Origin of the sequence: Marivirga tractuosa (assembly GCF_042140215.1) — a bacterium.
Classification (GTDB): Bacteria; Bacteroidota; Bacteroidia; order Cytophagales; family Cyclobacteriaceae; genus Marivirga; species Marivirga tractuosa_A.
This window is the reverse complement of the sequence record NZ_CP159478.1, coordinates 520,766-539,854: the sequence shown is the minus strand read 5'-3', so window position 1 is coordinate 539,854 and position 19,089 is coordinate 520,766. Positions and strand designations below refer to the sequence as shown.

Annotated in this window: 18 protein-coding genes; 4 read left to right on the top strand and 14 right to left on the bottom strand. The window is 34.1% G+C overall.

Features of this window, described 5'->3' with window-relative positions; genetic code table 11:
* The first annotated feature begins 58 nt into the window (after nucleotides 1-58).
* On the top strand, nucleotides 59-529 hold the full coding sequence (locus tag ABWH96_RS02360) for a CBS domain-containing protein (protein ID WP_375579944.1): 471 nt from the start codon (nucleotides 59-61) through the stop codon (nucleotides 527-529).
* Nucleotides 530-587: 58 nt separating this feature from the next.
* On the opposite strand, the gene atpG is transcribed toward ABWH96_RS02360, so the two are convergent.
* From atpG to ABWH96_RS02310, 10 genes are all read right to left on the bottom strand, one after another.
* Nucleotides 588-1,469: an ATP synthase F1 subunit gamma gene (atpG, locus tag ABWH96_RS02355; RefSeq protein ID WP_375579943.1), complete on the bottom strand. Its 882-nt coding sequence runs from the start codon at nucleotides 1,467-1,469 to the stop codon at nucleotides 588-590.
* 90 nt (nucleotides 1,470-1,559) lie between these two features.
* Nucleotides 1,560-3,134: a F0F1 ATP synthase subunit alpha gene (atpA, locus tag ABWH96_RS02350; RefSeq protein WP_375579942.1), complete on the bottom strand. Its 1,575-nt coding sequence runs from the start codon at nucleotides 3,132-3,134 to the stop codon at nucleotides 1,560-1,562.
* Between the two features lie 53 nt (nucleotides 3,135-3,187).
* A complete protein-coding gene (gene atpH / locus ABWH96_RS02345) occupies nucleotides 3,188-3,721 on the bottom strand; it encodes an ATP synthase F1 subunit delta (RefSeq protein WP_375579941.1) in 534 nt (177 codons plus the stop codon).
* A 9-nt stretch (nucleotides 3,722-3,730) separates the two neighbouring features.
* Nucleotides 3,731-4,231 (bottom strand): F0F1 ATP synthase subunit B, encoded by a 501-nt coding sequence (locus ABWH96_RS02340; protein ID WP_375579940.1) that lies wholly within the window; start codon nucleotides 4,229-4,231, stop codon nucleotides 3,731-3,733.
* Between the two features lie 85 nt (nucleotides 4,232-4,316).
* Nucleotides 4,317-4,505: an ATP synthase F0 subunit C gene (gene atpE / locus ABWH96_RS02335; RefSeq protein ID WP_085516136.1), complete on the bottom strand. Its 189-nt coding sequence runs from the start codon at nucleotides 4,503-4,505 to the stop codon at nucleotides 4,317-4,319.
* Between the two features lie 39 nt (nucleotides 4,506-4,544).
* The gene (gene atpB / locus ABWH96_RS02330) at nucleotides 4,545-5,612 is read right to left on the bottom strand and encodes a F0F1 ATP synthase subunit A (RefSeq protein WP_375579939.1); all 1,068 of its coding nucleotides are present in this window, start codon (nucleotides 5,610-5,612) and stop codon (nucleotides 4,545-4,547) included.
* A gap of 96 nt (nucleotides 5,613-5,708) precedes the next feature.
* The gene (locus tag ABWH96_RS02325) at nucleotides 5,709-6,113 is read right to left on the bottom strand and encodes a DUF6168 family protein (RefSeq protein WP_375579938.1); all 405 of its coding nucleotides are present in this window, start codon (nucleotides 6,111-6,113) and stop codon (nucleotides 5,709-5,711) included.
* A 4-nt stretch (nucleotides 6,114-6,117) separates the two neighbouring features.
* The gene (locus tag ABWH96_RS02320; RefSeq protein ID WP_375579937.1) at nucleotides 6,118-6,330 is read right to left on the bottom strand and encodes an AtpZ/AtpI family protein; all 213 of its coding nucleotides are present in this window, start codon (nucleotides 6,328-6,330) and stop codon (nucleotides 6,118-6,120) included.
* Nucleotides 6,308-6,751: a polymer-forming cytoskeletal protein gene (locus ABWH96_RS02315; protein ID WP_375579936.1), complete on the bottom strand. Its 444-nt coding sequence runs from the start codon at nucleotides 6,749-6,751 to the stop codon at nucleotides 6,308-6,310. The genes ABWH96_RS02320 and ABWH96_RS02315 overlap by 23 nt, the downstream gene beginning before the upstream one ends.
* Nucleotides 6,752-6,774: 23 nt before the next feature.
* The gene (locus ABWH96_RS02310) at nucleotides 6,775-7,626 is read right to left on the bottom strand and encodes a M23 family metallopeptidase (RefSeq protein ID WP_375579935.1); all 852 of its coding nucleotides are present in this window, start codon (nucleotides 7,624-7,626) and stop codon (nucleotides 6,775-6,777) included.
* A 115-nt stretch (nucleotides 7,627-7,741) separates the two neighbouring features.
* Here ABWH96_RS02310 and ABWH96_RS02305 point away from each other — a divergent pair, with 115 nt between their 5' ends.
* The 3 genes from ABWH96_RS02305 to uvrC are packed head-to-tail and all read left to right on the top strand — an operon-like array spanning nucleotide 7,742 to nucleotide 14,491.
* On the top strand, nucleotides 7,742-10,342 hold the full coding sequence (locus ABWH96_RS02305) for a tetratricopeptide repeat protein (RefSeq protein ID WP_375579934.1): 2,601 nt from the start codon (nucleotides 7,742-7,744) through the stop codon (nucleotides 10,340-10,342).
* 46 nt (nucleotides 10,343-10,388) lie between these two features.
* Nucleotides 10,389-12,668 carry a transglycosylase domain-containing protein gene (locus ABWH96_RS02300; protein WP_375579933.1) on the top strand — a complete coding sequence of 760 codons (2,280 nt, stop codon included), beginning with the start codon at nucleotides 10,389-10,391 and terminating at the stop codon, nucleotides 12,666-12,668.
* An 11-nt stretch (nucleotides 12,669-12,679) separates the two neighbouring features.
* A complete protein-coding gene (gene uvrC / locus ABWH96_RS02295) occupies nucleotides 12,680-14,491 on the top strand; it encodes an excinuclease ABC subunit UvrC (RefSeq protein WP_375579932.1) in 1,812 nt (603 codons plus the stop codon).
* 35 nt (nucleotides 14,492-14,526) lie between these two features.
* Here the strand turns inward: uvrC and gldN are convergent, their stop codons facing one another.
* The 4 genes from gldN to ABWH96_RS02275 are packed head-to-tail and all read right to left on the bottom strand — an operon-like array spanning nucleotide 14,527 to nucleotide 18,963.
* Nucleotides 14,527-15,414: a gliding motility protein GldN gene (gene gldN / locus ABWH96_RS02290; RefSeq protein WP_375579931.1), complete on the bottom strand. Its 888-nt coding sequence runs from the start codon at nucleotides 15,412-15,414 to the stop codon at nucleotides 14,527-14,529.
* 24 nt (nucleotides 15,415-15,438) lie between these two features.
* Nucleotides 15,439-17,025, bottom strand: a complete 1,587-nt coding sequence (gene gldM / locus ABWH96_RS02285) for a gliding motility protein GldM (protein ID WP_375579930.1) — start codon at nucleotides 17,023-17,025, stop codon at nucleotides 15,439-15,441.
* 30 nt (nucleotides 17,026-17,055) lie between these two features.
* Nucleotides 17,056-17,868 carry a gliding motility protein GldL gene (gene gldL, locus ABWH96_RS02280; RefSeq protein WP_375579929.1) on the bottom strand — a complete coding sequence of 271 codons (813 nt, stop codon included), beginning with the start codon at nucleotides 17,866-17,868 and terminating at the stop codon, nucleotides 17,056-17,058.
* A 57-nt stretch (nucleotides 17,869-17,925) separates the two neighbouring features.
* Nucleotides 17,926-18,963, bottom strand: a complete 1,038-nt coding sequence (locus ABWH96_RS02275) for an SUMF1/EgtB/PvdO family nonheme iron enzyme (RefSeq protein ID WP_375579928.1) — start codon at nucleotides 18,961-18,963, stop codon at nucleotides 17,926-17,928.
* Nucleotides 18,964-19,089: the final 126 nt, after the last annotated feature.

Here is a 19,089-nt window from a genome sequence, read left to right as displayed (position 1 = left end):
AAATTTGATTTGTATTATTAAAAGTGTATATTATACAACACTAAACTAATTTTCAATCATGGTAAAAAGCTATCAAGGGGCATTCATCAAAAAGGAAACAAAGCAAGAAGAAGCAAACAGTGTATCAGTAAAAGATTATATGGCTACAAATCTCATTACTTTTAATGAGCATCAAACCATATACGAGGCCATGGATATTTTAATGAAAAAGAAAATTTCAGGTGGGCCTGTAGTAGATGAACACAATAATCTGATTGGGGTAATTTCAGAAGGAGATTGTCTAAAGGAAATCGTAAAAGGGAAGTATAATAACTCTCCAAAGCTTCCAGGCTTAGTAAAGGACTATATGGCAACAAATGTGATCCATATTGATCCAGAGACTAATATCTTCGAAGTTGCCAATATGTTCTTAAGAATGCGCTTTAGAAGATTTCCTGTTTTAAAAGAAGGAAAATTAATTGGTCAAATTAGCCAGCGCGATATTATGAGAGCAGTTAGGGATAGTCATGAAGTAAATTGGAAGCATTAAAAAAGCCGAAAAAATAATCTTTCGGCTTTCTTTAAAAATTGTAAAAACTACTGTCAAATTACTCCGCTGCTAAAGCTTCTGCTCCAGCTGTAATTTCTAATATTTCAGTTGTAATTGCAGCTTGACGAGTTCTGTTATAAGTCAATCTCAATTCTTTTAATAGATCTCCAGCATTATCAGTTGCTTTATCCATGGCGGTCATTCTAGCACCGTGCTCTGATGCATTAGAATCTAAAAGTGCCTTGAATAATTGTGTTTTTAATGAAGTAGGTATTAATTCTTTTTCAATATAATCTCTAGATGGCTCATAAGAATAAGCATGATCAGTATCTGCTCCACTTTCATTCTCAGCCTTAGCTATTGGCAAAAACTGTTCTTGATTTAAAATTTGAGTAGCAGCATTTTTGAACTCATTATAAATAATTTCTACCTTATCATAAGTTCCTTTTTCATATTCATCCATCACAAACTGAGCTGCTTCACTAACATCTTCATAGTTCAACCTATTAAACAGATCAATGAAATCAGCATTATTAGGAAGCTTATTTCTTTTTAAGAAATCTGCTGCTTTTTTGCCAATTGTCATGAAATGTAAGTTCCCATTTTCAGCAATTGATTTGTAATCACCTTCCATTAAACTTTTAACTTTACGAGTTACCGTACTGTTAAAAGCACCACAAAGGCCTTTATCAGAAGTTACCAAAATTAATAAAACCTTCTCAACTGTTCTTTCTTTAGCATAAGGATTATTCATTTCCTCACCGCTGCCACTTACATTTTGTAAAATAGCAGATAACTTCTGTGAATAAGGACGCATCATGGTGATTCTGTCCTGTGCACGCTTCAACTTAGCAGCCGCCACCATTTTCATGGCTTTAGTGATTTGTTGAGTCGAAACAACTGAATTAATCCTATTTTTTACTTCCTTTAGATTTGCCATACAGCCTTATATCTATTTTAACCTTTATTAAAAAGGAAAAATGTTAATCATAAAATGTAGAAAGGAGCTTTAAAAAGCTCCTCTAAATGTTTAGTATTTAGATGATAAATCGTCAGCTACTTTCTTCACAACTGCAATTAAATCATCATTGATTTTCCCTGCTTTGAAAGCATCAAGAGTTTCTTTTTCTTGATTCTCCATCATCATAGCAAATTCCTTTTCAAAAGCACGTACTTTATCAACTGGTACTTTATCTAAAAATCCTTTTGTAGAAGCAATAATGATAGCAACTTGTTGCTCAACGGCAACTGGAGAATACTGACCTTGCTTCAAGATTTCCTGGTTACGCTTACCTCTTTCAATAACTTTCTTAGTAGCAGGATCTAAATCAGAACCAAACTTAGCAAAAGCCTCCAATTCACGGAATTGTGCTTGATCTAATTTCAAAGTACCTGATACCTTTTTCATTGATTTAATCTGAGCATTACCTCCCACACGAGATACAGAAATACCTACGTTAATTGCGGGTCTGATACCAGAGTTAAATAAGTTAGTTTCCAAGAATATCTGACCATCCGTAATCGAGATTACGTTAGTTGGGATATATGCTGAAACGTCACCTGCTTGTGTTTCGATAATCGGAAGTGCTGTTAATGAACCACCACCTTTTACTTTTCCTTTCAAAGAAGGAGGCAAGTCATTCATATCTTGAGCAATTGAATCATCATTGATTACTTTTGCAGCTCTTTCTAACAAACGAGAGTGTAAGTAGAATACATCACCAGGATAAGCTTCACGTCCTGGAGGTCTTCTTAATAACAGAGAAACCTCACGATAAGCAACCGCTTGTTTAGATAAATCATCATAAACAACTAAACCAGGACGACCTGTATCTCTGAAGTACTCACCAATAGCAGCACCTGCGAAAGGAGCAAAGAACTGCAATGGAGCTGGATCAGATGCAGAAGCGGAAACAATAGTAGTATAAGCCATTGCACCTGCTTTTTCTAACTCAGCCACAATTTGTGCTACTGTAGATGCTTTTTGTCCGATGGCTACATATATACAATAAACTGGCTCGCCAGCATCATAAAATTCTTTTTGGTTGATGATGGCATCAATCGCCACAGCAGTTTTACCTGTCTGACGGTCACCAATAATCAACTCACGCTGACCCCTACCTACAGGAATCATCGCATCAATAGATTTAATACCTGTTTGCAAAGGCTCACTTACAGGCTCACGGAAAATAACACCCGGTGCTTTACGCTCCAAAGGCATATCAAATAATTCGCCTTCGATAGGGCCTTTTCCATCAATTGGTTGACCTAATGTATCCACAACTCTACCTGCGATACCATCACCCACTTTAATGGAAGCAATTTTTCCTGTTCTTTTTACAGCATCCCCTTCTTTAATTCCTTGGGAACTACCGAACAATACAGCTCCAACATTATCCTCTTCCAAGTTCAAAACCAATGCTTGTAAGCCGTTTTCAAATTCTAACAACTCACCTGATTGTGCTTGTGTTAAGCCGTAAATACGTGCCACACCATCACCAACTTGAAGGACGGTACCAACTTCTTCTAATTCCGCTTCTGTTTTGAAGTTCGAAAGTTGTTCTCTTAATATTGCTGAAACCTCGTCTGGTCTAACCTCTGCCATTATTCTGTTATTATAGGTTAATTAATTTTTTAAATCTGCTTGATATATTGATTCTAGGTTAATTCCCTTCGTAAATCATTTAGTTTGCTTTGAATGGTTTCATCAATTTGCTTATCACCCACGCGGATTAAAAAGCCACCAATCAAAGCTGCATCAACTTTTTCGTTTAATTCAACTTCCTTACCGGAAATCTCTTTTACAATTTTGATAACTTCTGAACGCAAACTATCATCCAATTTGAATGTAGTAGTTACTTCAGCAGTAATTATCCCTTTGTGCTCATTATAAAGCTGCTTGAAAACTTTTGCCATTTCAGGCAAAACTGGCTCTCTGTGTTTTCTTGATACTATATCAAAAAACAAAGAAGTCATTTCTTGTACTTTATCTTTGAATACTGCTCTAATAACAGCAGCCTTTTTCACGCTCTCCAAAATCGGATTATTCAGCATAAGGACAAACTCTCTGTTTTCCCTGCAGACTTTAGATAACAGTTCCATATCTGACTTGATATCTTCTAGTTGATTTTTCTCAACCGCAAGATCAATTAAGGATTTGGAATACCGGGATGCAATTCTATATTCTGACATTTGATCAGATTAATTGAGTTTTAAATCTTTCATAAAATCTTCAGCTAAAGCTTTTTGTGCTTTATCATCAGATAAGTTTTTACGAATTAGCTTCTCTGCAATGTCCAATGATAACTCCGCAACTTTAGTAGTAACCTCTTTCAAGGCAGCATTTTTCTCTACTTCAATAGCATTTTTCGCATCAGAAATCATTCTATCTGCTTGCTTAGCAGCATCAGATTTAGCTTCTTCCTTTATTTTATTAGCAATGTCAGTTGCTTCTTTTAAAAGCTTATCTCTCTCCAATCTTGCTTCTTGCAATAATTTTTGATTGTCAGCCTGTAATTTTGCCATTTCTTCTTTAGCATTTTCAGCTGATTGCAATGCATCTGCAATGCTGCCTTCTCTTGCTTTCAAAGAGTTTAGAATGGGTTTCCAAGCAAACTTCGATAATAAAAACAAGAGAACAAGGAAAATGAAGAGCTGCATGAAAAACAAGCCCGGAGAAAAGTCATTTATTAATTGTTCCATTTCTTTATTTGATTAATTTAAATTTTTTAAAAACGCTATTTGCAGCCTAGCGCATACAAATAGCGTTGTTTCTTTTCGGATTAAATCATCCAGCAAGGATCAAAGCACCAAATGCTAATCCTTCTAATAATGCACCGATGATAATCATAGCGGTTTGAATTTTACCAGAAGCCTCAGGTTGTCTAGCAATACCTTCCATTGCTTTTCCACCAATTTGGCCTAGTCCGATACCAGCACCGATTACGATTAATCCTGCTCCAATTAAATTGTACATGATAGTTGATTTATATTAAATTAAACAAAAATACACTTTTTAATGATGCTCCTCTACCGCCATCCCTATAAACAATGCTGAAAGCATCGTAAAGATATAGGCCTGAAGAAAAGCGACTAATAATTCTATAAGAGTGATAAAAAATGCTAATCCAAAAGAAATACTTGAAGAAGCAACTATACCAAACTGTGATCGCATAGTAATAATTAACGCAATCAAACTCATTACTACAACGTGACCTGCTGTAATGTTCGCAAACAAACGAATTAATAATGCAAATGGCTTGGTGAACATTCCTAACACCTCAATTGGCATTAAAATAATTTTCATTGGGATCGGAACACCAGGCATCCAAAAAATATGCTTCCAATAATCTTTGTTACCACTAAACTGAGTAACAAAGAAAGTAATCAATGCTAATCCTACAGTTACCGCAATATTACCTGTGACGTTGAAACCTAATGGCGTTAATCCTAATAAGTTTAATATCCAGATATAAAAGAAGACAGTAAGCAGATAAGGAATAAATTTCTCATACTTAGGGCCAATGTTTGGTCTTGCAATTTCATCCCTCACGTAGATCACTAAAGGCTCTAGAATTCGTCCAATTCCTTTAGGGATTGATCTTTTATCGTAACCCTTGGCTAATGAAATAAATCCTAAGAACATTAATAATGAGGTAAGTAACATCCCAACCACATTTTTTGTAATAGAGATATCTAAAGGTTTAGCATTAGTAGCATGACCTTCTTCATCTAACTCAATATCTCCAGCAGCATTGGTTTCATAAACCTTACTGTGATATAGTGCGAAGTATTTACCATTTGATTCGGCTACTTCATGCCCATAATCAAATTTCCCTGATGAGAACACATGCAAACCATCGGACCATAAAATAACTGGTAAATGAAACCCTATATGTGATCCAGTTTTACCATTTGTCCAAAAAGTAAAATCGTGAGAATCTTGCAAGTGGTGTTGAATATACTCGTTTATCTCCTCTTTGGTGTCTATTTGACCACCTTCTTCTGAACCTCCTGCAACCGCAAATAACGAATTAACGTTGATAAGCGATATTAAAAGTGCGAACAACAAAGTGTTTCTCATTATAGTTGGATTGATCATTCTACTTTTTACGATAGCCTTAATTTGGGGGCAAAGGTAATCATTTTCTTAATAAACATAATTTTTTTATTAAGTTTTTTAGCCCTTAGAATTTGATTCATTATCTACTGCATTCATAAGCCTGCCACTGTAGATTGCTTCCATCACTAAAAACATAAAGAAAGGAATAATAATAGATATTCTTTCCAAAAAATTCAAGGGGGAATCAGAAAAAAGAGTGTCTTTAAAAACCAGTACAAAAAGGCCAATCTTTACAAAAACACTGGCTAAATAAAAATAGCCAACCTGATCGGGTAATTTCTTACTCAAAAGCTCTATAGAAAAGATAATGGCTATGAAGGCAATAAAATGAAATAAATATATCGAATTGATTGAATAAGACAATGCCTCATTTACACTGTCAATATACCACTTTTGAGTAAAAAGAACTGCGGTTGCAATAGCTACAGAAAAGAGGGTGGAGATTATTAATCTTTTAAGCATTAATTTATTCTTGTGATTTAATCACTTGCCTTATGATGACAAACATTGAAAGGAAAACAGCCAAAAGCGTTATGATTTTAGCGAAAATATCAGAACCACTTTCGGCAATTTTATCTATATATTTACCTAATAAATTACCCAGGTAAATAGTTACAGCCATCTGAATGGCAAGACCTGAGTATTTTAGGTAACTATTAAACGGCTTTTGCTTTTTCAATTTTTGGGTTTGACTGTCCGTTGTTGGCCTTTTCCTCTCCTATTTGAATGGTTTTATTAGAAACGCCCATTTTACATTCTCCATTGAAGGTAGCCCCTGATTCTACAATTAATTTATTGGCCACTATGTCACCATGCACAACTGCAGAAGGCTTTAGTATTAACAACTCTGTTATCTCCACTACACCTTTAACTTCTCCTTCAATTTCAGCATTTTGTGATAGCACATTCCCTTCAATATGAGAAGTAGTGCCTAAAACTAATTTTGACTTAGTTTTAATATTTCCGATTACTTTTCCATCAATTCTAATATTCCCGAAAGTCTCTATGTCTCCGTTAATAGTAGTTCCTTTTCCTATAGTATTGCTGGAACTTGTGATATCTTGTGCCATTTGTATTTTTTCTTGCTTGTTATTAAACATTTCCGTTTCCTTTTCCTATTTCCCTAAAAAGTAATAAATTCTTCCGGATCTACCGGATTACCATTGTACCATATTTCTAAATGAACATGTGGTCCTGTAGTAAGTTCCCCAGAATTGCCAATTATGGAGATTACCTCGCCTGCATTTACAAAATTACCAACTTTTTTCAATATTGCAGAATTATGTCTAATTACTGATATTAAATTAGCCCTATGCTGAATTGCAATTACATAACCTCCGTCTTGTGTCCATGATGATAATATAACGGTTCCGTCCGCTATAGATTTTACAGGTTCATTAGTTTTTGCAACTATATCAATCCCATAATGATCAATACTCATATCATATGGAGAGCTAACAATTCCTTGTAAAGGAGGAAAAAAGAATATATCCTTCAGTTCCTCTGAATAATTATTACTTGAATAACTTGTTAAACTGAAATCTTGTTCCTCAAACTCTTGTCTAATTATAGAGTCTCCAGCATTCATTTGCTGAGGATTCATATCTTTATTTAAATCTTCTGTATTAACTTGATCAGGCTTACGATAGGTCTCTCCATCTGGAACATCTCCTTTCAAAATAGTTTGTACATTCCCAATAAATCGATCTTGAGCTCTCAATCTTGATTTTAAAGAATCCATTTCCATGGTCAAGGATAACAACTTCTGATTATATTCCATGGTTGTATGCCTAGGATCAAACCATTGGGACAATAAGGACTGAGATAAATATAATGCACCAATAAATATGATAACAAAAGTTAATAGACCAATAACTGCTACTTTTGCATAAGTAAAATTAATGGTAGATACTTCAGCTAAGTTTTCTTCGTTTCTTACCACCATTTGATATCTTGTGGTAAGCCAATTGGACATTGTTTTTCTTATTCGCAACTTTGTTTTTTATTATTTGGTGCAAAAATACATATTATCAACGACTCTCAATACTTTTCTTATATGAATCGCTTATTTTAGTCGTTTCAAAATTACAGTGATTATAAATATTAAAAAATATCGAAATCTGATTCTTGGCTTATTATTGAGTTTTACGGCCTGTTCGCCAGAAAATTCTGGCATTATAGGTTATAGCTATCATAATATTACAGCCAAATACAATGCATATTTTATTGCTAACGAAAAACTGCAAGAGGTATTACTAGAAATTGAAGAAGCTCATAAGAATAATTTTAATCGGGTTTTGAAAATTAAAGAGCCAATTGATACCGTTATTGTCAACTCCAACTCAGAAAAAGTTGAGGATGTCATTAAAAAAGCATCAATTGCAATACAAAGACATAAAGTAAGTAAATGGGTTGACGATAGTTATATTTTAGTTGGAATTGCCCGCATGTTAAATCAAGAATTTGAGGAATCAATTGAAACCTTAAAATATGTTAATGTCAACAGTAAAGACGAACAAACAAAATATTTAGCCCTTACTCATCTCATAAGAACATTCACTGAATACGGAGAATTAAATAATGCTTTAGCTGTTATTGATTACTTAAACAGGCAAAAGCTATCAAAATCAAATAAACGTGCTTTATATTTAAATGCGGCTCACTATTATCAAATTACAAATAACCCTAATAACATCATTAAATATTTAAGTGCGGCTATTAAATTGATGCGAAAAGGACCTGAAAAAGCAAAAATGCACTTCATTTTAGGCCAGCTTTACCAAAAATCGCAATTAGATGCCGTAGCCTATGATAATTACAATGAAGTATTAAGTAACAGACCTCCTTACGAACTGTCTTTCTATGCCCGTCTTAATATGGCTCAAGTTACTGAACTATCAAAAGGTGATGATGTAAAGAAAATCAGAAAGTATTTTGAGCAGTTGTTAAAAGATGGCAAAAATGTAGAATTTAAAGATAAGATATATTATGAAATGGCTGAATTCGAATTGAAGCAAGATAATATTGATGAAGCAATTCCTTTTTACAAATCTTCCATAGCGGAAAGCATTGACAATCCTAGACAAAAATCATTCTCCTATCACAAGCTTGGACTTTTGTATTTTGATAAGCTTAAAAAATATCCATTGGCAAAAGCTTATTATGATAGTGCATATAACATCATGCCTAAAGATGAAAGCATCTATCCACAAGTGGAGACTCGTCATGAGGTACTATCGGATTTCATCAAACAATTTAATACTATTCATGATAATGATTCTTTGCTTAATCTGGCTAAAATGGATAGTAGCTCTTTAAATGAAGTCTTCTTAACTTTAAGAAACGATAGGATTTCAAAAGAAAAAGAGGAAGAAAAGAAACGAAAAAGAGCTGAAAGAAATCAAGCAGCCAACACCAAACAAAGTGCCTTTGAAGATGAGCCTTCCTTACAAACTAATACCGCACCTGGAGGAGGATTTTATTTTTATGACCAATCCACAGTAGCGCAAGGAAGAAATACTTTTAAAAGAACATGGGGCGATAGATCATTACAAGATAATTGGAGAATCAAACGAAATCAAATTTTTGAAGACAATAGCTCAACTGAGGATGGTGGCGAAATAGCGAAAGAAGAACAAATTAGTAAGAGTGAAATATCTGAAGAAGAATTAATTGCTCAGGAAAGGCAAGATTTTTACAATTCCATCCCATTTGAACAGGAAGAACAACAACGCTTAAATGAAGAAATGGAAGTTGCCTATTATAAGCTAGGCAATATCTATAACTTCGATATTAAAGAAAAGAATGATGCCGTAAAAACATATGAAACGCTTTTAGCGCGTTATCCTGAAACTGAATATAGAGCTGAAATTCTATACTTACTCTATATTTATTATGAAAATAAAGAACCTGAAAAAGCTTCCAATTTTGCTGATGAGTTACTAAAAAAATTCCCAGATACTATTTTTGCTAAGCTAATAGAAAATCCAAATTATCAGGAAGAGAGTAATCTGGCAAGTGCAAAAGTTAAAGTCATTTATGAAAAAGCCTACCGATTATATCAAAATGAAAATTATAAAGAAGCTACAAAAGAAATAAATGAAGGTCTCAACAATTACCCTGAAAATGATTATGAAGATAATCTAAAACTTTTAGAGACTTTAATTGCCGGCATAACAGACGGCAAAAATACTTATAGGTTTAAGCTTCAAAATTTTTTAGAGGACTATCCTGAAAGCGAATTATATGATTTTGCAAAATCCTTATTAGCTGCCATCGACCAATTAGATAAAAAGCAGCAAGAAAGAGAAAAAATTAAATATATCCCGTTTTTTGATCAAGCTCATTATTTTGTGGTAGTTTATGAAAAAAACAAAGCATTATCAGGAGTATTACCTCAAGAAATTGAAGCCTTTGCAGAAAAATTCTTTCCTGATCAGGAATTAAATGCAGGAAATCTCGTTTTTAATGATGATTATTCCATGGTGCTTCTTAGTGAGTTTGAGGGGAAAAGCTCAGCTGAAGCATTCTATAAAAAATTTAATGGTGATTTATCTCCACTAAAAAATTTCAGTAGTTTAAATTTTAGTAATTTTATAATCTCAAAAGATAACTTTCAAATCTTTTATCAAGCAAAGGTGGTCGATAGCTATACAGATTTCTTTAATATAAACTATAAGGTAACCCCTTGAAAAGAATATAAGATTTTATCTTCAATTTATGAGTACACAAAATAATATGAAAAAATCAAAAATATATAAAGCGATAATTGCGCTATGGGCTATTTTTATTATAGCTATAATTAGTTTCTCCTTATTTATTTATAGCATAAGTATCAATCTAAACGGGTGGTATGGTGAACTTCCTGGCTTAAAATCATTAGAAAACCCTAAAAGTGATTTATCTTCTGTCCTCTATTTTGCAGATAATGTGGAAATGGGGAAGTATTATCGATATAACCGAAGCCAAATTACTTTTGACGAGCTTTCTCCTAATGTAGTGAATGCACTAATTGCAACAGAAGATATTCGATTTACAGAGCATTCAGGAATAGATTTATATGGACTTGGAAGAGTTTTTTTCAAATCCATTTTGATGTTTGATAAAAGCGCTGGAGGTGGAAGTACAATTTCTCAACAATTGGCAAAAATATTGTTTCGGACTAGAAGCGATTTATCTAATGGAAGCTTGAATGATATACCTGTTTTGGGTTTAGTGATAGCTAAAATGAAAGAATGGTTAGTAGCAGTGAAACTTGAAAGGTCATATACCAAAAAAGAAATTATTGCTATGTATCTCAACACCTTTGAATTTGGTAGTAATGCATTTGGTATTAAAACTGCCTCCCAAACTTTTTTTAATACAACACCTGATAAACTAAAAATACCTGAAGCTGCAGTATTAGTTGGTCTTTGTAAGAATCCTAATTTATACAGCCCTGTTTATGAACCTGAAAATTCCTTTCAAAGAAGAAATACGGTGATGAATCAGATGAGAAAATATGGCTATATAGATGATGCAGCCTATGACTCACTTTCTTCCAAACCAATTGAATTAGATTATGATGTGAAAAACCATAATGATGGCCTTGGTACTTATTTTAGAGGTGAGGTTCTATGGGATTTACTAGCATGGACCAAAGCCAATGGCTATGACCTATATGAGGATGGTTTGAGAATTTATACTACCATAGATAGCAGAATGCAAAAATATGCAGAAGAAGCTGTGGAGGAACATATGAAATATCAACAAGAACTTTTTGACGAACACTGGAAAGGTAAAGCGCCTTGGAGAGATGAATCAGGAAGGGAAATTAAAAACTTTGTTGAAAATGAAGCTAGAAGAACAGATGCTTATAAATACTGGAAAAAGGAATTTGGAGATGATGAAGAGAAAATTTTTGAAAAATTAAGAGAGCCAAAACCAATGAAAGTATTCAGTTGGGAAGGTGAAAAAGACACGGTACTAAGTACAATGGACTCTATCCGATACTTTAAACAATTTCTTCATGCTGGATTTATGGCTATGAATCCCAATAATGGTCATATTAAAGCATGGGTTGGAGGAATTAACTATAAATATTTCAAGTATGATCACGTGAAGCAGGGTAGAAGGCAGCCTGGATCTACTTTTAAACCACTGGTTTATGCTGCAGCTATTGACAATGGGTATTCACCTTGTTATCAGATTGAGGATGTTCCTGTAACCTTCGAAGTGCCTGGAGACCCTCCGACTTGGACTCCTTCTAATTCTAGTGGAAAATTTACGGGTGATACAATGACTCTTCGACAAGCTATGGCACGATCTCTAAATTCAGGTACAGCATACGTAATGAGCAAAATTGGTCCACAAACGGTAGTTGATTATGCTAAAAGATTGGGGGTAGAAAGTCCTTTAGCCGCAGTTCCATCTTTATGTTTGGGAACATCTGATGTTTCTATTTATGAATTAATTGGAGCCTATAGCACATTCGTAAATGAAGGCTTCTATACCAAACCATTTTATATAGAAAGAATAGAAGATAAAAATGGTAAAGTATTGAAACAATTTGTGCCTAAAACGGGTGAAGCATTAAGTTCTGAAACGGCTTATGCGATGTTGCATATGTTAAAGGGTTCTACAGAAATATCAGGTGGTACAGCTTTAGGCCTTGACAGAGAATTGAGAGAAGATAATGAAATAGGAGCCAAAACAGGAACTACTCAAAATTATTCTGATGGTTGGTTTGTTGGGGTTACAAAAGATTTGGCGGCTGGTGCCTGGGTTGGTGGAGATGAAAGAAGTATACACTTTCGAAACATTGGATTAGGACAAGGAGCAAGAATGGCAATGCCAATTTGGGAGAAGTTTATGAAAAAGGTATATGCAGATGAAGAATTAGCTGTATCAAAAGGTGAATTTAAAAAACCATCGAATCTCTCTATAGAATTAGACTGTGAAAAATATATGATGCAGCAAAATAATGTTACCGACTCAACAGAACAAATTCAACAATTGGATGTTGACGGCATACAATAAAACATTGTAACATGTACGATGCGGTTTTTTTAAAGCCTCAGGATATTAATGAACTCCCGAAAATACCTGGAGTCTATAAATTTCATAATTCTTCGGGAGACATAATATATGTTGGAAAAGCTAAAAATTTAAAGAATCGAGTTACTAGTTATTTCAATAAATCAACTAACCACAATAGGAAAACGATCCGATTAGTAAGGGAAATTGAAAAAATTGAAATAGCTATTGTAAACTCTGAATTTGATGCGCTCCTACTTGAAAACTCTTTAATTAAGGAGTTACAACCTAAATACAATATCCTGTTAAAGGATGATAAATCATTCCCCTATCTGTGCATTACAAACGAGCCATTTCCAAGAATCATCTCCACAAGAAAGAGAATAGCAAGAAGCGGTACTTATTTTGGTCCATATGCCAGCGTAAGGGCAATGAACAATGTACTAGAATTAATCAGAAAACTATATACAATTCGTACTTGCAAGTTGAACCTGACAGATCAAAACATCAAAGCAGGTAAATTTAAAGTATGTTTAGAATATCATATTGGCAATTGTAAAGGACCTTGCGAAGGACTCCAAAACCATGAAAACTATCAAAAAGATATAAATCAAGCTGCCGAAATACTTAAAGGAAATTTAAATGTTCCTAAACAGCATTTCAAAGAAAATATGCAAAATGCGGCAGAAAATCTAGATTTTGAACAAGCTCAAAAGTATAAAGATAAGTTCGAGCTCCTAGAGAAGTTTCATAGCAAATCATTGGTTGTAAATCCAAAACTAACAGATATAGATGTTTGCAGTATAATTTCTGAAGATAAGTACGCTTTTGTGAATTATATGAGGATTAAGAATGGTAGTATAAATGTTACTAAAACCATTGAATTGAAGAAAAAGTTAGATGAAACAGATGAAGAACTTTTTTTATTAGCGCTTATAGATTTAAGGAAACAATATGAAAGTAATACAGAAGAAATACTAACTAATATTGATATCGAAAACCTCCCTGAAAAATTTCATTTTATAAAACCTCAAATTGGTGATAAAAAGAAATTAGTAGAAATGAGTTTGAAAAATGCTTTATTCTTTAAGAAAGAAAAGCTAAATCAAAATGAATCTTCTAAAATAAAGGAGTTGAGAGTATTGAAAAAACTTCAAAATGATTTGAGACTTAAGGAACTGCCTATTAAAATAGAATGCTTTGATAACTCTAATATGCAGGGTACAAATCCTACTGCTTCAATGGTTCACTTTAAAAATGGTAAACCAAAAAAGAGTGAATATAGACATTATCATGTAAAAACAGTAATTGGTCCTGATGACTTCGCCTCCATGACTGAAATTGTGGGCAGGAGATATAAAAGGCTGGTTGATGAACAACGGGAACTGCCAAATTTAATTGTAATAGACGGTGGTAAAGGTCAACTAAGTGCTGCAGTTAAAGCATTAAACAAATTGGATTTATACGGAAAAATCCCAATAATCGGTATTGCAAAAAGGCTAGAGGAAATATATTTCCCAGAGGATCCTTATCCAGTTCATATCAGTAAGAAAAGTGAATCTCTTAAACTCTTGCAGAGATTAAGAGATGAGGCACATAGATTTGCCATTACTTTTCACAGGCAAATAAGAAGTAAAAATAGTTTCACAAGTGAATTGGAAGGAATTGAAGGTGTAGGAGAAAAAACAATTGATCAATTATTGTCTCATTTCAAATCAGTAAAAAAAATTAAGGAGGCAACCTATGAAAACCTTAGCAAAGTAGTAGGCAATAGTAAAGCCGAACAGCTTATAAAAGCTTTTAAACAAAAAAAGGAAGACAACTAAAGCCTTCCTTTTAAAATATATCTTAAGTCATTGAATCAATAAGACCACAATTCGTGTTCTTTTTCCATTAATTCGTATTCAATCCACTGAGAAGCCATGATACCTTGTTTAGGTGATTCATCATATACATCAATGATCATATCATCATCTGGATTAGCTACTTTCACAATTCTTGCACTAAATAATCTTAAAGCAAAAGCATCTGCTAAATTCTTGTGTTCAGCACTATTTTGAGGGTTAAACCAAATCATTTGTTCAGGATTACTTCTAAACAAATCAATCAAATCTTTATATTTAAAAACCCCAACAGTTCGTTCAACTCCAGAAGTAAAGTTTTCAGCAGGAATAATAATTTTGATAGCTTGAATGTCCCAGTGTGTAACTGATCTCTTTCTATCAAAAATCATATCTTCCACAATTTCTAGTGTAGACATTTCTCTTACCAAAAACTGTGTGGAAACTTCTTCAGTAGCAGCACTTTCTTCTTCTTCAGCTGTATCATCGGTAGTATCTCCCCAACCGTCATCATTTCCCCAGCCATCATCTCCGCCAGTATCACCCCAGCCATCATCAGCACCGCCCATGTTCATGTCTTGCAACGCTGGGTTTTCTAATTTTTCTAAAAATTCTTCCTTAGTCAACCTATTGACCATAGAATCACCCTGATAAATCGGAATAATACCAGCTTTAGCAGCATTTACAATGTGTTTGGTAATTTCGTTATTTGATGCAAAAAATGGTTTGTTTTGCTTTTCACGCAAATCCATTCTTCGCCATACTCTTTTCTTATACATGATATCATCCTCATGAATTGGATAAACCGAATTAGGATTATACCCATCATTAGAGGACTCTTGCGCCTTTAATGGTTGAATAAAAACCATTAATGCAAATCCAATAGTTAATAACACAAACTTTTTCATAACCTCTTAATTTCTTTAACACTATTAATTTAGAGTGATAGGGAAAACTTGCTCACCTAAAGCAACTTCCTCAGTATTTCCTCTAAAATTTCTTCTTAATACCTGATCAACCTGAACAACCAATCTATCACCTGGACGAGCATTCGACATAAGTTGACTAATATTAACTGTTTCACTTGTAGCTTTTATAGGTTGCCCTACTGGTCTTGAACCTCTAGCTAAAGTTATCGTCCATCTAGTCACTTTATATTGAGCATCTTTTGGTAACTGAGCTTTAAAGTTTTCATCAGCTATCGCTTGAACTCTTAAAACTCTCATGGCTGAAGCTTTTTCACCCTGCTTTAAGTTTACAGGTTTAGAACCATTATAAACCTGTACATCTGGCTTAGGTATTCTTCTTACACTAAATACTTTATTTCCTATTTTAGTTCCTCCAGAGCTAACTCCTAAAGTTACTTTTGGAGCATTTGGTATAATAGTTACTCTTCCTCTTTCTTGTCCTTGGATGGTTGAACCTCCTTGAACAGAAAATGAAGGATTATAAGAAGTTCCTAAAGCAGGAACCAAAACATCTAACTCATTACCACAATTTAAATATAATTGACTTAATGCTGCTGATTGCACTTGTATTACAGGCTCAGCAACAAAATACTCAATTTCATCTCTGTAAACACTATCTTTTAATTTAGCAGTTGCTTCAAAAGTTTTTCTTGCAGTCCCTTCTTCATCATATGAACTTGCAGAAGACACAGTAAACTCAATTTTACCAGCACCATTTTCAACATCTATCTCATTTCCATTAAATGTCATTTCAGGGTCTTCAGCAGATGAAGACGCTGCTACAATAAGATCTGCTTTATATTTAGCACCTGCAGCTACTACTTTTGATTCAGGTAAAGCAACTAATCGGATTAAATCAAATTTTAAATCTCCAGCTCCTACTCTTCTAGCTAAAATGTCTAATGCTCTCGATTCATAGGCCATTACTTTATTTTGGTAGTCACTAATTGTAGCTAATGCTGCTGGGGTAGGCGCGTTCATAAATTCTAAAGTAGCCCAATCTTTACCATTCTGATTAGGATCATCTTTGAATCTAGGATTCTCATTAGCATCTAAAGCTAAAGGAGCAAAACTTACAGCAGAATCTGCAACTGTTTCATCAATATAAGCTGCATATTCATTTAATGATTTCTGAAGTTTGATACCATTATTTTCATTTTCAGGCATCATATAATTACCTACTTTATCATAATCAGTTTTCCCTTCGATCTCACCCTCTTCATTGTAACCACCTGTTATTTCAATGAAAGTATCTTTGTAGGTCTTCAATTCAGCAATCATATCACGCGTTTTCTTGCGAATCTCACTAGCCTTATCCAATATCTTCACATCGTCAGGACGTCTACCTGACTCTTCCACAGCGTTTTCAATTCTTCGCAGCGTATTACCATTTTGCTCTTTAGCAGCATCAACAGATACTTCTAATGAGTTATTAATATCGATGAATTTGTCGAGTACCGTAACACTAACGTTAAGCGCCAAAAGGGCAGTCAGTACCAAGTACATCATGCCGATCATCTTCTGTCTTGGGGTTTCTTTTCCTCCAGCCATATAGATTTATATTTTAAGCTTTAAAACAAATTAACCTTTCATTGCAGAAAGCATATTTCCATATACCTTATTCAATTGAGAAAGATTAGTTGTTAGGTTTTTAACTTCTGTTTGGAATTGTGCAGTATCCTTACTGGCTTCAGTCATGCTATCTAAAGCAGTTGATAAATTTTTGTAGAATTTATTCATTGCTTTCACATGATTTTGAGAATCTTGCAATTCCATTTCATAAACTTGATTTAATGCAGTCAAGTTTTTAGTTACCGCTTGCACTTGTGAATGATAAGATTTTGCATCCATTGAAGCGTTCGACATCTCAGACATTGCTTTAACTGTGGTGTCATAAGATTTATTCATTTCCAATAATGATTTACTAGCTTGCTTTACATTATTAGCATAATCATTAGTGGCAACAGCTGCATTACTTAAGTTGGACATTTGCTTAGCTGAATCAGCCATACTTTTCATGCCATCACCTAAACTTTTTATTAAATCTGGTCCTATTTTACCTTCTTCTAAAACTTTATCCAACTGTTGAGAGGTAGAACCACCTGCAGCGGATGAAATTTGTTTTTTTCTTGGAGCAGGCTCTTCATCAAATTCTTCTGCTAATTCTGGATACACTTTACTCCAATCTACTTCTTCATGTGTTGGTTCAAATGCACTTAGTAAGAAAATGATGGCCTCAGTACTTAAACCAACACCCAACATAAATGATGCACCGGGAAGGTGAAGAATCTTAAACATGGCTCCGATAATAACGATAGCCGCACCTATACCATATACCTTAGGCATTATGGTTTTGAATAGTAACTCCTGAAATCCGCCTTTTTTATTACTCATGTTTGTAGTTTTTGTGGTTAATGTCCTAAATATTGTTTTATTTTTTTAAAAAGTCAATTAAAATTCTGCTCCAGATGATCTTCCTAAATAAGTCATTGCACATCTGAACCCAATATAAGCTCTAGTTGAGTCTTTATGTTCGTATGCTCTAGTACCAGTTTCTAAGTAGTAGGCTATATCTTTCCATGAACCTCCTCTAATAACTTTTCTTGGTTCACTTTCATCGAAGAATGTTGGATTTAAATCCCAAACTAATGGAACTGATGCTGGATTGAAAGCATCTTCACACCATTCTGAAACATTACCAGACATATCATACAAACCAAAATCATTTGGGAAATATTCACCCACTTGACCAGTATAAGCATAACCATCGTCATAATAGTTTCCTCTTCCTGGCTTAAAGTTAGCCAACATACAACCTTTAGCATTTCTGATATATGGATTTCCCCATGGGTATTTAGCCATATCTCTGCCACCTCTTGCGGCATATTCCCATTCAGCTTCTGAAGGCAAACGGAATGCAGGCATTGGGAATTCACCCATTGACTCTCTGTAAGAATTTAAATAATCTGTTCTCCATTGAGCAAAAACCTTTGCAGCTTCCCAATTAACCCCAACTACTGGATAGTCATCAAATGCAGGGTGCATATAATAATACTCCTGCATAGGATCTCCCATGTGATTGGTGAAATCTTTCATCCAAACTGTAGTGTCAGGATAAATTTCATTCATAATATAATCTCTGCCGAGGGTAGAAGCTGAATCTTCTAACATCCTCTGAATAAACTGACGGTATTCATTGTTGGTAATCTCGGTTTCATCCATATAAAAACCTCCAATAGTCACCTGCCTGTTAAAATTTATTTGACTCGCTGCAACATCTTCGTCAGCTTGTCCCATATGAAAAGTTCCTGCTGGAACTGACCTCATACCATAAGGAGTAGCCATATACCATCCTTCTCTACCGGGAACACCTACCACATTTCCGCCATCGCCAGCTCCACCGCCAAAAAGACCGCAGCCTTCAAGGAAAAGAGTAGCAACAAACAAAATTGATAGGGTTAATTTTTTCAAAACACCTTTATTATTCATAACACCTATTTGTTTCTAACTAAACGCTAATATATTGACAATTATTAAATATATTCTTTACACCTATACAATTAAACCCTGAACTGTAAGGTTTTATTGCATTTTAAATAATTTATAGAAATATCT